9 protein-coding genes are annotated in these 13772 nt (G+C 47.3%); 6 read left to right on the forward strand and 3 right to left on the reverse strand.

The genetic code is table 11. The annotated features are described in order from the left end of the window. From dnaA to ACHFJ9_RS08075, 6 genes are all read left to right on the forward strand, one after another. Positions 1-1407 carry a chromosomal replication initiator protein DnaA gene (gene dnaA / locus ACHFJ9_RS08050; protein ID WP_005378835.1) on the forward strand — a complete coding sequence of 469 codons (1407 nt, stop codon included), beginning with the start codon at positions 1-3 and terminating at the stop codon, positions 1405-1407. Positions 1408-1470: 63 nt separating this feature from the next. Beyond that, entirely contained in the window at positions 1471-2571 is a 1101-nt protein-coding gene (dnaN, locus tag ACHFJ9_RS08055) for a DNA polymerase III subunit beta (RefSeq protein WP_005394106.1), read from the forward strand. Between the two features lie 9 nt (positions 2572-2580). Then, entirely contained in the window at positions 2581-3660 is a 1080-nt protein-coding gene (recF, locus tag ACHFJ9_RS08060; RefSeq protein ID WP_005394107.1) for a DNA replication/repair protein RecF, read from the forward strand. A gap of 13 nt (positions 3661-3673) precedes the next feature. Next, positions 3674-6091 carry a DNA topoisomerase (ATP-hydrolyzing) subunit B gene (gene gyrB, locus ACHFJ9_RS08065; protein WP_074190063.1) on the forward strand — a complete coding sequence of 806 codons (2418 nt, stop codon included), beginning with the start codon at positions 3674-3676 and terminating at the stop codon, positions 6089-6091. A 346-nt stretch (positions 6092-6437) separates the two neighbouring features. After that, complete coding sequence (locus ACHFJ9_RS08070; protein ID WP_395356433.1) at positions 6438-6854, forward strand: GreA/GreB family elongation factor; 417 nt, start codon at positions 6438-6440, stop codon at positions 6852-6854. Positions 6855-7387: 533 nt separating this feature from the next. Then, the gene (locus ACHFJ9_RS08075; protein WP_005458680.1) at positions 7388-7825 is read left to right on the forward strand and encodes an Hsp20 family protein; all 438 of its coding nucleotides are present in this window, start codon (positions 7388-7390) and stop codon (positions 7823-7825) included. Positions 7826-7909: 84 nt separating this feature from the next. Here the strand turns inward: ACHFJ9_RS08075 and ACHFJ9_RS08080 are convergent, their stop codons facing one another. The 3 genes from ACHFJ9_RS08080 to glyS form a co-directional block, all read right to left on the reverse strand. After that, entirely contained in the window at positions 7910-9163 is a 1254-nt protein-coding gene (locus ACHFJ9_RS08080) for a valine--pyruvate transaminase (RefSeq protein ID WP_395356436.1), read from the reverse strand. A 221-nt stretch (positions 9164-9384) separates the two neighbouring features. Further along, the gene (locus tag ACHFJ9_RS08085) at positions 9385-11469 is read right to left on the reverse strand and encodes an alpha-amylase (RefSeq protein ID WP_395356438.1); all 2085 of its coding nucleotides are present in this window, start codon (positions 11467-11469) and stop codon (positions 9385-9387) included. A gap of 218 nt (positions 11470-11687) precedes the next feature. Beyond that, a complete protein-coding gene (gene glyS, locus ACHFJ9_RS08090) occupies positions 11688-13769 on the reverse strand; it encodes a glycine--tRNA ligase subunit beta (protein ID WP_269042908.1) in 2082 nt (693 codons plus the stop codon). Positions 13770-13772 lie beyond the last annotated feature (3 nt).

Raw genomic sequence — 13772 nt, forward strand, 5'->3', positions numbered from 1 at the left:
GTGTCATCTTCGCTTTGGCTGCAATGTTTGCAGCAGCTTCAAGAAGAGCTACCAGCTACAGAATTCAGCATGTGGGTTCGTCCGCTACAAGCGGAGCTCAATGACAATACTCTCACTCTATTCGCGCCAAACCGCTTTGTGTTGGACTGGGTGCGTGATAAGTATCTGAACAATATTACTCGCTTACTGCAGGAATACTGTGGTGGCGACATTCCTAACTTACGCTTTGAAGTGGGGAGCCGACCTGTCTCTGCTCCAAAACCAGCGCCGACACGTACGCCTGCAGATGTGGCTGCGGAGTCATCTGCACCTGCGCAATTACAGGCGCGTAAGCCAGTACACAAAACCTGGGATGATGACGCTCAAGCGATTGCGGCGATCAATCACCGCTCAAACATGAATCCAAAACACAAGTTCGACAACTTTGTTGAAGGTAAGTCGAACCAACTGGGTTTGGCTGCGGCGCGTCAGGTATCGGATAACCCAGGTGCAGCTTACAACCCACTATTCTTATACGGCGGCACGGGCTTGGGTAAAACCCACTTATTGCATGCGGTGGGTAACGCGATTGTGGATAACAACCCGAACGCGAAAGTGGTCTACATGCACTCAGAACGTTTTGTGCAAGACATGGTGAAAGCGCTGCAAAACAATGCGATTGAAGAATTCAAACGCTACTACCGCAGCGTGGATGCGCTCCTTATCGATGACATTCAATTCTTTGCTAATAAAGAACGTTCGCAAGAAGAATTCTTCCATACCTTCAACGCACTATTGGAAGGCAACCAGCAGATCATCTTAACGTCTGACCGTTATCCTAAAGAAATTAATGGCGTTGAAGATCGTCTTAAATCTCGCTTTGGTTGGGGTCTTACTGTTGCGATCGAGCCGCCTGAGCTTGAAACGCGTGTGGCGATCTTGATGAAAAAAGCCGAAGATCACCAAATCCACCTTGCTGATGAAGTGGCATTCTTCATTGCCAAGCGTCTGCGTTCGAACGTTCGTGAGCTAGAAGGTGCACTGAACCGTGTTATCGCGAACGCGAACTTTACTGGTCGTCCAATTACGATTGATTTTGTTCGTGAAGCGCTGCGCGATCTGCTTGCTCTACAAGAGAAGCTGGTGACAATCGATAACATTCAAAAGACCGTGGCGGAATATTACAAGATTAAAGTGGCGGACTTGCTGTCTAAGCGTCGTTCTCGTTCTGTAGCGCGTCCTCGTCAGCTGGCCATGGCGTTAGCAAAAGAGCTAACCAACCACAGTTTGCCTGAAATTGGCGATGCGTTTGGGGGCCGTGACCATACGACCGTACTTCATGCGTGTCGCAAGATTGAGCAGCTGCGTGAAGAGAGCCACGATATTAAAGAAGATTACTCTAACTTGATTCGCACCCTGTCCTCGTAATCGGTTAGAATAACGGTATTCTAAGCAAATCATTTATTGAGCTGACAGCGTAAAGAGCCAAGCATGAAATTTACCATTGAACGTAGTCATTTAATCAAACCGCTACAGCAGGTTTCGGGCGCTTTAGGTGGCCGACCAACTCTGCCAATCCTAGGTAACCTACTTCTTAAAGTAGAAGAGAACGTATTGTCGATGACGGCAACCGATCTTGAAGTAGAGTTAGTAAGCAAAGTGACGCTAGAAGGTGATTTTGAAGCGGGCAGCATTACCGTTCCTTCGCGTAAGTTTCTCGATATCTGCCGTGGTTTACCGGACGATGCGATCATCACATTTGTTTTAGAAGGTGATCGCGTACAAGTTCGCTCTGGTCGCAGCCGTTTCTCATTGGCAACGCTTCCTGCGAACGATTTCCCTAATATTGAAGACTGGCAAAGTGAAGTGGAAGTATCACTGAGCCAAGCTGATTTACGTACGCTGATCGACAAAACTCAGTTCTCGATGGCGAATCAAGACGTTCGTTACTACCTCAACGGCATGTTGTTTGAAATTGACGGCACCACGCTACGCAGCGTGGCGACGGACGGCCACCGTATGGCGGTATCGCAAACTCAGCTAGGTGCAGACTTTGCGCAGAAGCAAATCATCGTGCCACGCAAAGGTGTGCAAGAATTAGTAAAGTTGATGGATGCGCCAGAGCAGCCCGTAGTTCTTCAGATCGGTAGCTCCAATGTTCGTGCTGAGGTGAATAACTTTACTTTTACCTCTAAGTTGGTTGATGGTCGTTTCCCTGACTACCGCCGCGTATTGCCTCAGAGCACCAATAAGACCCTAATAGCAAGTTGTGACGAGTTGCGCCAAGCCTTCTCTCGTGCTGCGATTCTTTCCAACGAAAAATTCCGTGGCGTGCGTGTGAATCTGGCTGATACTGAAATGCGCATAACCGCGAATAACCCAGAACAAGAAGAAGCGGAAGAGATGCTTGATGTGACCTTTGAAGGTGACGCCATCGAAATCGGCTTTAACGTAAGCTATGTGCTTGATGTTCTGAACACGTTGCGTTGTGAAAATGTACGTGTGTCGATGTCGGATGCTAACGCTAGCGCATTGATTGAAAATGCCGACGATGACAGTGCCATGTACGTGGTGATGCCAATTCGTCTATAAGCCAACTGAATGCCTCTTTCTCGTCTCATCATTCAGCAGTTTCGAAACATTAAAGCCTGTGATATTGAGTTATCAGCAGGCTTTAACTTTCTTATCGGGCCGAACGGCAGCGGTAAAACCAGTGTCTTAGAAGCGGTTTACCTGCTCGGGCATGGCCGCTCATTCAAGAGTTCTCTCACCGGACGAGTGATACAAAATGAGTGTGACGAACTGTTTGTTCATGGTCGTTTTTTGAACTCGGATCAATTTGAGCTACCTATCGGCATTAATAAGCAGCGTGATGGCTCAACAGAGGTTAAAATAGGCGGTCAATCTGGACAAAAATTAGCGCAGTTGGCACAAGTTCTGCCTCTGCAGTTGATACACCCAGAAGGGTTTGATTTACTGACAGATGGCCCTAAACATCGTCGTGCGTTTATTGATTGGGGCGTGTTTCATACCGAGCCCGCTTTTTATCAAGCATGGGGAAGGTTCAAGCGCCTTAACAAGCAGCGCAACGCGTTGTTGAAAACCGCCAATAGTTATCGTGAACTCAGTTATTGGGATCAGGAAATGGCAGGGTTGGCTGAAAACATCAGCCAATGGCGAGCAAGTTACATCGAGCAGATGAAAACCGTCGCAGAAACTATCTGTCAGACATTTTTGCCAGAATTTGAGATCCAATTGAAGTATTATCGTGGCTGGGATAAAGACACCCCATACCACGAGATACTAGAAAAGAATTTTGAGCGTGATCAGGCATTGGGATACACCTTTAGTGGCCCAAACAAAGCTGATTTGCGCATTAAAGTGAACGGAACGCCCGTTGAAGATGTTCTGTCACGCGGTCAATTAAAACTCATGGTGTGTGCATTGCGTGTCGCGCAAGGGCAACACCTGACAGAGATGACCGGTAAACAATGCATTTACCTAATTGATGACTTCGCGTCGGAATTAGATAGCCAACGTCGCAAGCGTCTTGCTGACTGCTTAAAAGAGACGGGCGCACAAGTATTTGTAAGCTCTATCACTGAAAGCCAAATCGCCGATATGTTGGACGATAACGGTAAATTGTTTCATGTGGAACATGGCAGGATAGAGTCAAACTAGAAGAGAGAAACTCATGTCTGAAAATTACGATTCATCGAGTATTAAGGTACTGAAGGGTCTGGATGCGGTACGTAAGCGTCCAGGAATGTACATCGGCGATACGGACGACGGCACCGGCCTTCACCACATGGTTTTCGAGGTGGTGGATAACTCAATTGATGAAGCGTTGGCAGGTCACTGTAAAGACATCGTTGTGACAATTCATGAGGATAACTCGGTTTCCGTTAGCGATGATGGTCGTGGCATTCCAACAGAAATCCACTCAGAGGAAAATGTCTCTGCAGCAGAAGTAATCATGACGGTTCTTCACGCGGGTGGTAAGTTCGACGATAACTCATACAAAGTATCGGGTGGTCTTCACGGGGTAGGTGTTTCAGTGGTAAACGCGCTATCTGAGAAAGTTGAGCTGACGATTCATCGTGGTGGCCATATCCATACGCAAACCTACCGCCATGGTGAGCCTCAAGCGCCACTAGCTGTTGTGGGTGATACGGATAAAACCGGTACGCAAATTCGTTTCTGGCCAAGTGCCGAGACCTTCTCTAACACTGAGTTCCACTATGACATTCTGGCGAAACGCCTGCGTGAACTGTCATTCCTGAACTCTGGTGTATCGATCAAATTGGTTGATGAGCGTGAAGCGGACAAACATGATCACTTCATGTATGAAGGTGGTATTCAAGCGTTCGTTGATCACCTAAACACCAACAAAACGCCAATCATCGAAAAAATCTTCCACTTTAACTCAGAGCGTGAAGACGGCATTTCAGTTGAAGTGGCGATGCAATGGAACGATGGTTTCCAAGAGAATATCTTCTGCTTTACCAACAATATCCCACAGCGTGATGGTGGTACTCACCTTGCTGGTTTCCGTGCTGCGCTAACACGTACATTGAACAGCTTCATGGATAAAGAAGGTTTCTCGAAGAAAGCGAAAACCGCGACTTCAGGCGACGATGCGCGTGAAGGTCTAACTGCGGTTGTTTCGGTGAAAGTGCCAGATCCTAAGTTCTCAAGCCAAACTAAAGACAAACTGGTTTCTTCTGAAGTGAAATCAGCTGTTGAGTCTGCAATGGGTGAAAAACTGTCTGAGTTCCTGATTGAGAACCCGACAGAAGCGAAGATGGTTTGTTCGAAAATCATCGATGCAGCACGTGCACGTGAAGCAGCGCGTAAAGCTCGTGAAATGACGCGCCGTAAAGGTGCACTAGACCTAGCTGGCCTTCCAGGTAAACTTGCAGACTGTCAGGAAAAAGATCCGGCACTCTCTGAACTATACATAGTGGAGGGTGATTCGGCAGGCGGCTCCGCAAAACAAGGCCGTAACCGTAAGAACCAAGCAATCCTACCGCTAAAAGGTAAGATTCTTAACGTAGAAAAAGCACGTTTCGACAAGATGCTGTCTTCGCAAGAAGTGGCCACTCTGATCACTGCACTTGGTTGTGGTATCGGTCGTGACGAGTACAACCCAGACAAGCTGCGTTACCACAACATCATCATCATGACCGATGCCGATGTCGATGGTTCGCACATCCGTACGCTACTATTGACCTTCTTCTATCGTCAAATGCCAGAGCTTATCGAGCGTGGTTACGTGTACATCGCTCAGCCACCACTTTACAAAGTGAAAAAAGGCAAACAAGAGCAGTACATCAAAGACGAAGAAGCGATGAACCAATACCAAGTATCATTGGCTCTGGATAATGCATCGCTACACGTAAACGCAGAAGCACCAGCATTGGCAGGTGAAGCACTAGAGAAGCTTGTTCAACAGTATAATGCGGGTATTAAACTGGCGGAACGTATGAGCCGTCGTTACCCAAGTGCTTTGGTAAACGAGTTGATCTACACTCCTCGTCTAACGCCTGAGCAATGCCATGACGCATCAGTTGTTGAAGCGTGGACGAAGCAGCTTATTGAGCAGCTGAATGCGAAAGAAGTGGGCGCTAGCCAATACAGCTACGAAGTTGAACAGCACGAAGAACTAGGCTTAAACTTGCCTAAGATCGTGGTTCGTACTCACGGCGTGACGCACGAACATGCAATTAGCATCGATTTCCTAAACTCGAAAGAGTACGGCAAATTGGCTGATCTATCAGAAGCACTGGATGGGCTTCTGGAAGAAGGCGCGTACATCAAACGTGGTGAGCGTACGATGTCAGTAGCAAGCTTTGCAGAAGCGCTTGATTGGTTGGTTAAAGAGTCAATGCGTGGTCTGAGTCGTCAGCGTTACAAAGGTCTAGGTGAGATGAACCCAGATCAGCTTTGGGAAACAACTATGGACCCAGAAACGCGTCGCATGATGCAAGTAACGATTGAGGATGCGGTAGGCGCAGACCAATTGTTCACAACACTGATGGGTGACCAAGTAGAACCTCGTCGTAACTTCATCGAAGAAAACGCGCTGAAAGTAGCGAACTTAGACGTGTAACGACAACTTGTCTTAATAGGAAAAAGCAGCGAGAAATCGCTGCTTTTTTTGTTTTAACCACCAGTGAAAAATCGCCATTTTCTGCCAAGACTTTGGTTTTTCTGGTGCTAACTGCCAATAACCTGATCAAGCTTGCCATTTTATTTCTGTTTTCTTTTTTTCTCGCCATTTTGTTCGCTTGGGCGCTTTTGCTTTCTTTTTTCTGCTCGCTATAGTGCTGAAGAGCTGATGAATAAGGAGGTTGAAAAAATGGTGATGACTTTCCTGAACTAAGCCGGAGGTGATGCACTTCCGGTTCAATGCACTGAATTTATTTGTAAGACAAGGCATTAAGAAGGAAATAATCATGTTTGAACGCTGGTTCTCGGCGTATTGTTTGGCGCTGCGAACTTGGTGGTTAACCAGTCGCTTTTTAACCTATCAATCACCACTAAGATTGTTGTCGCTCTTTGAAACTTACGAGCAACAAGCCCATTGCCGTAACCGAACTCGTATTGCGGTTGGGGACACGGTTCGCTTAGTGGATGTTGAGCGCGCCTATCAATATCGCATGACGTTAGTCAGCTCGCGCAAGGGGCAACCGATGACAGGTATGCTCGCGGTCGATTCTTATTTGGGGTCTCGATTGTTAGGTCGAGCTAAAAATGATGCGCTCGAAGTGGAAATTTTTAATCAGCGACGCTGCTTTGTGATTACTGAAATTGTTCATCAATCGCAGCCACCAGCGCAGAGAATGCTGTGTGGCTGTCTGTTGTGCCAATAAATAGAGGTGAAGTCATGAGTAAGAAAGACAAGAAACAACCACAGTTGAGTCTGAAAGAAAAGCGTAAGTTAAAACAGGAAAAAGCGGCAGAAAAGAGCGTTGTAAAAGCGCGTAAATCCTCCCGCAAGTAGAGTGCAGATTGAGCCCACCAGAAAGGTGGGCTTTTTAATACCGATTGCAAAGCGAGGGTAAACTGACCTTTCTGGGGAGATAGCGAGCGCACTTAAAATTTTTTATTTTTTCCCTTGAAAGTCATTTTTGACGACCTTATATCTAGTTGTGAAGAGGATGACTGGCTTGCTAGAGACTAGAAGACCATCCCTCTGGAATCGCTAAAACGAGATCGCTCAGAAGAGGATCTGGCGTTTTAGCACACAACTTAAACCTTTAGATTCAATATCATGTCTCCGAGCCAAACCAAGGCCAGTGGAATGATAAGAATCTCTTAGTTCGGCGTCGGTTTTTGCATAAACACGCCAGTAGGATGAAGTTCATCCGAACTAAGACTATTGCTTAATTAAGAGGATAGATTTATGCGTAACGTAGATTTCTCACCACTATACCGTAATGCAATTGGCTTTGATCGTCTGCTAAACCTGATGGAAGCGAATACAGCGAAAAATACTTCTGGCGGTTACCCTCCGTACAACATTGAGCAAAAAGACGAGCATAACTACCGTATTACTATGGCAGTTGCTGGCTTCTCTGAAGACCAACTCGATCTGACTCAAAACGAAAACATGTTGATTGTGAAGGGCGAACGCAAAGCAGAAGAAGGCAAAAATTACGTGTACCAAGGCATTGCTGAGCGCGACTTTGAACGTAAATTCCAGCTAGCGGATTATGTAAAAGTGACTGGCGCATCAATGGAAAACGGCTTATTACATATTGATTTGGTTCGTGAAATCCCAGAAGCAATGCAACCACGTAAAATTGCTATCGGTGGCAACAACCTGCTAGAAAGCAACTAATCAGCAAGTTATTTGCCTTATAGAGTGAGAAAGAGCGCCAGTTGGCGCTCTTTTTAATTTGTGTCTTTGATGTGGGAGTTTGCTTTACTGACCTTGTTGGTAAGCTTTTTCGACTTCTTCCGCGATAATCGCGATACCTTTCTGCATCATCTCATCGTCTTGAACGTAGTTCATGCGTAAGCACTGATGAGCGTGGTCCCATTCGTCTTTCTGGCCAATAAAGAAGTACTCACCCGGAACAATCAATACACCACGCGCTTTCAAGCGTTGGTACAACTCCATTGTCGTAATTGGCAACTCATCAAACCATAACCACAAGAAGATCGCCCCTTCAGGTTTGTGGATACGGAAGCGCTCATCGGTAATCGCCTGTTGTAGCAGTTCTACCGCGCGTTGTGATTTCTGCTTGTAGAACGGCTTAATCACCTCTGAACTCAGTTTTAGTAGATCGCCTTTAGCGATGATGTGGTTTGCCAATGCTGGGCCAACACTGCCCGGCGCTAAGCTGATGATACCATTCATATTGGTGAGTGCTTGGGTGATTTCTTCACTCGCAATCACAATCCCACATCGCACACCCGGCAAGCCAAGTTTGGATAGGCTCATGCACAAGATGGTGTTTTCATTCCAGAACGGTTCGACATCTTCAAAAATGATGTTCGGGAATGGCAAGCCGTACGCATTGTCGATGATCAGTGGGATGTTGTTCTCGCGCGCCAATTTGTCCAGTTTACGCACTTCTTCGTCAGTTAGTACGTTTCCTGTTGGGTTGGTTGGGCGAGATGCGCAGATTGCCGCAACAGAATCGTCGACGGTTAGCTGTTCAAAATCGACGTGGTATTTAAACAATCCGTTATCTAACAGCTCGATTTCTGGGTGGTAAGAGACAAAAATATCTTCATCAATGCCAGCATCACCATAGCCGATGTACTCAGGCGCGATAGGCAGTAGCACCTTCTTATGCGAACCGTCTGGCTGTTTACCTGCGAGTAAGTTGAACAAGTAGAAGAAGCCACTTTGGCTACCGTTAGTTAAGCTGATGTTCTTCTCTGAAATGTCCCAACCGTAAGTTTCACGGAATAATTGAGCCAGCGCTTTCACGAACGCGTCTTTACCCTGTGGCCCATCGTAGTTGGCTAGGGCGGCGACGAGCTCTCCATTGGCGAGCATTTCCTCACTGGCTTGGTGAAAGTAATCGAGCATGGCAGGAATGGCGGCTGGGTTGCCTCCACCGAGCATGATGGCACCTGGTGTGCGTAGACCATCATTCAAATCGTCCATTAACTGCGTGATACCTGAATACTGATTAAATTTTTCACCAAACTTTGAGAACTGCATGCTGACTGATACCTAATTCATTGTGATTGCTTATGTGTATTGAATGCTGATGAAACATCAGCTTATAGAGTAATACTTGACCTTACCCTAATGTTATTACGACGCAAAGTGTGAATTTACTCGAAGAAGAAAAAAGTGTGTCATCTGACCAGATGATGGGGATATGAGCAGTGAACAGAAAAGGGAAGCGAAATGCTTCCCTTGCTGGTGGAGTGAATCGGCTATTCGCCAGTGTAGACGATCAGCACTTTGTCGTCGTGGTATTGGCGCTCGAACGCGTAATACCCTTCTTGATTGCGAGTGATGTGTTTGCCTTGCGCAACCGCTGGGTGGCGTTGACGGAACTCGCCGAGTTTTTGCCAATGTTGCAGCAAGTCTTCACGTTCGCCATGAATCTTATCCCATGGCATATCAGAGCGAGTACCTTGAGTAGGATCGGAGCCAGTCATGCCAAAGTCACGAGCAATCTCATCGCCGTAGTAGATTTGGACTGCACCCGGAGCCAGCATTAGTGCATTGGCAGCGCGTGCTTGGTCATCGAAGCTGCGGCTGCGTGCCGACCAAAACAGTTGAGTATCGTGCGAAGACAGGTAACTCAACACGTTGAACTCAGGATCGGAGTTAATACGTTCCGCGTAGCGGCGATAATCGCTATCGAGTTGCGCAAAGCATTTCAGCGCTTTTGGTGCTACATCAGATTGGAACTCGAAGTTGATGATGGAATCGAAGCCGTTATCGAAATACGGGCTTTTCACCACGCTGTGCGCCCATACTTCACCCGTCATCCAGAAAGGTAGGTCATCCAAGGCTTTATCTGGGTTGTTTTGCTTCCACTGGGCAAGCGCTTGGGTGGTGCTGGCTTTCAGATCTGCCCACGCTTCCATTTCAACGTGTTTGGCCGTGTCAACGCGGAAGCCATCAATGCCGTAGTCGCGTACCCAGTCGGATAACCACGTAATCAGATGTTCACGTGGGGTTTGTAGCTCATCTTGCGCATTGGTGTCTTTATTGCGGAAGAAGTTTGGTAGTCCGGTTTTCTGAGTCGATTCGGTTTTGAGATCCGGTAGGTAGTTTAAAGACATGGTGATGTCGTTGTATCCCGGCGCATCGTACTCGCCGATGTCGGTACGAATCCAATCTTTGCCCCACCATTTATCCCACGCTTCGCTATCACCGTATTTGATGTAGTCGTTGAAGCTGTGCCAGCTTTGTCCTGATTTTGGCTGCCAGTCGGTCCATTTTTCACCAAGGAGTTCTTTGGCTTCTTGGTCATCAAGGTAAAGTTGACCAAAGCCGAATTCCTGCATGTCTGCTAATGTTGCGTAGCCAGTGTGGTTCATGACCACATCCCAAATCACGCGGATGCCTTTCTTGTGGGCAGTATCGACGAAGGTTCTGAGTTCATCTTCGGTACCCATGTTGGCATCAAGCTTGGTCCAATCTTGATGGTAGTAGCCGTGGTAGCCGTAGTGTTTAAAGTCACCTTTGTCACCGCCGCCAACCCAGCCATGGATTTGTTCCAGTGGTGAGGTTATCCAGATAGCATTCACACCAAGTGATTCGATGTAATCGAGTTTTTTCGTCAGACCCGCTAAGTCACCACCATGGAAGGTACCAATCTCGTATTTCCCGTCGTGGCTGCGACCGTAGCTATTGTCGTTGTCTGGGTTGCCATTGTAGAAGCGGTCAGTCATGACGAAGTACACCGTCGCGTTGTCCCAACTGAACGGTTTGTCGGCTTGCTGCTCAACCTCTTCTAGTAACAACAGACCTTGGCTCATTGGGCCCGGCTGCATGGTTACGCTGCCATTGGCGACTGTAGCTTGTTGTCCGGTTAAGGCATCACGAACGACAGTGCCATCACTGAAGGTTTGGGCAACGTTGATGGTTTTTGGCGTATCGGTTGCGACAGGGCAAGAGTAGGTAATATCTTGATCCTGTTTGGGTTTGAGCCTAACAGTTAGCTCGTTAGTGGTTGGGTTGAGCGTAAATTGATAGGTGTTGGCTTTGAAGATGCGCAGCGGCATTTGGACATCTGTGGCGCAATTATCCATTTTTAATGGACGATTGAATTTGATGCGGCTTTCTTCTGCCAAAGCAAAGCTACTTCCACAGCTTTGATTACTGTCGGCAATGGTAAAGGTGTAGCTGCCTTTTTCGAGTTTTTGCTCGGCGACAAGTAAGCCTTGTGAGTTTTCCTCAAAAACTGCGGTGTCATCACCAACGCTTAATACGATGGCATTTTCTGGAATCTGGCTGCAGGCGCTCAGTAGACCGATAGAGAGTGCGAGAATTGTTTTTTTCATTGTGTCCTTCCCCCGAATAAACAGTCCAGTTATAGCAAAACTGAGCCTCTACAATCCGAGCTCTGCACCAACAAGTTAAACGTGTCTCACCCTACAAATTTTTGCCTTGTTCACAAAATGAATAATAAGAACCGACGATCTCCATTTAAAGACAACAAAAAAGGGAAGCCGACGCTTCCCTTTACTTATCTCTTAATCACTTCTGAATCAGTAATGAATTACTTTTGAAGGACAGATATATCTGCGACCTGTAAGAACAGGTTACGCAGGTTGTTCAGCAATGTCAGACGGTTCTTCTTAAGTGCTTCGTCGTCTGCCATTACCATTACGTTATCGAAGAATGCATCTACTGGCTCACGTAGATCTGCTAGCTTGCTTAGGGCTTCTTGGTAGTTACCGGTCGCAAATGCAGGCTCTAGTGCTTCAGTCATGACTTCAACGCTTTCTGCTAGTGCTTTCTCTGCGTCTTCTTGTAGCAATGCTAGGTCAATTTCTTCTGCTAGTTCGCCGTCGAATTTCGCTAGGATGTTACCTACACGCTTGTTCGCTGCTGCTAGAGACTCAGCTGCTTCTAGTTCACGGAAGTGAGAAACCGCTTTAACTCGTTGGTCGAAGTCAGCTGGTTTCGTCGGGCGACGAGCTAGAACCGCTTGAATGATGTCTACGCTGAAGCCTTCGTCTTGGTACCAAGCACGGAAACGACCAAGCATGAATTCAATTACGTCTTGCTCAACGTTTTCGTTAGTTAAGCGGTCACCAAACAGTGATTTCGCTTTCGCAACGAGGTCAACAAGATCTAGGTTGTAACCGTATTCAACAATGATACGTAGTACACCTAGAGATGCGCGACGTAGTGCGAATGGGTCACTGCCTTTTGGCGCTTGACCAATACCGAAGATACCGACGATTGTGTCTAGCTTGTCTGCCATTGCAACTGCGGTTGAAACGCCGTTTGATGGCAGTTCATCACCTGCGAAACGAGGCATGTATTGCTCGTTCAGTGCGACTGCAACTTCTTCTGCTTCACCGTCGTGGCGCGCGTAGTGCATGCCCATGACACCTTGAGTATCCGTGAATTCGAATACCATAGAGGTCATTAGGTCACATTTTGCTAGTAGACCAGCACGCTTTGATTTCTCAACGTCAGCCCCGATTTGTTCTGCGATGTAGCCAGCAAGTTCAGTGATGCGGTCTGTTTTGCCTTTGATCGTACCCAGTTGCTTTTGGAAGATCGCTTGCTCTAGTTCAGGCAGACGGTCGATAAGCGGACGCTTACGGTCTGTGTTGAAGAAGAACTCTGCGTCGGCAAGACGAGGACGAACCACTTTCTCGTTACCTTCGATTACGTAACGAGGCTCTTTTGATTCGATGTTCGATACGAAGATGAAGTTCGGTAGTAGCTTCTTGTTTTCGTCGCCATTCTCATGTGAATAGACGGGGAAGTACTTCTGGTCACCTTTCATGGTGTAAACCAACGCTTCAGAAGGCACTTTTAGGAACTCTTCTTCAAACTTCGCGGTTAGTACTACTGGCCATTCAACCAGAGACGTTACTTCTTCTACTAGGTCATCTTCTAGGTCAGCGATACCGCCAACCGCTGCTGCCGCTTTTTGTGCGTCAGCTAGGATGATTGCTTTACGCGCTTCGTAATCTGCCATGACTTTACCGCGCTCTTCTAGGATTGCAGGGTATTGCTCAGCAGAATCGATAGTGAACTCTTGTTCACCCATGAAGCGGTGACCACGGATAGTGCGGTCAGAAGCAACACCAAGGATCTCGCCTTCGATTAGGTCGCTGCCCATTAGCATGGTTAGCGTCTTAACTGGACGGATGAACTGAGTTGTTTTGTTACCCCAGCGCATTGGTTTTGCGATAGGTAGGTTTGCTAGTGCTTTCGCTGCAAGTTCAACTACGATCTCAGACGTTGGCTGACCTTTCACTTCTTGTTTGAACAGTAGCCACTCACCTTTGTCTGTAACCATGCGCTCTGCTTGGTCAACCGTGATGCCACAACCGCGTGCCCAGCCTTGAGCCGCTTTGGTTGGGTTGCCTTCCGCGTCAAACGCTGCAGAAACCGCAGGGCCACGTTTTTCAACGATTTTGTCTGATTGGCTTTCTGCTAGTGCCGCGACTTTAAGTGCAAGACGACGAGGAGCCGCAAACCACTTCACGCCTTCGTGAGCAAGCTCAGCGCTTTTTAGTTCTGCTTCGAAGTTTGCTGCGAATGCTTCAGCTAGCGTACGAAGTTGCGTTGGTGGTAGCTCTTCTGTACCTAGCTCGATTAGAAATTCTTTTGCCATGTT

Source organism: Vibrio sp. D3, assembly GCF_043995865.1.
Taxonomy (GTDB): domain Bacteria; phylum Pseudomonadota; class Gammaproteobacteria; order Enterobacterales; family Vibrionaceae; genus Vibrio; species Vibrio diabolicus.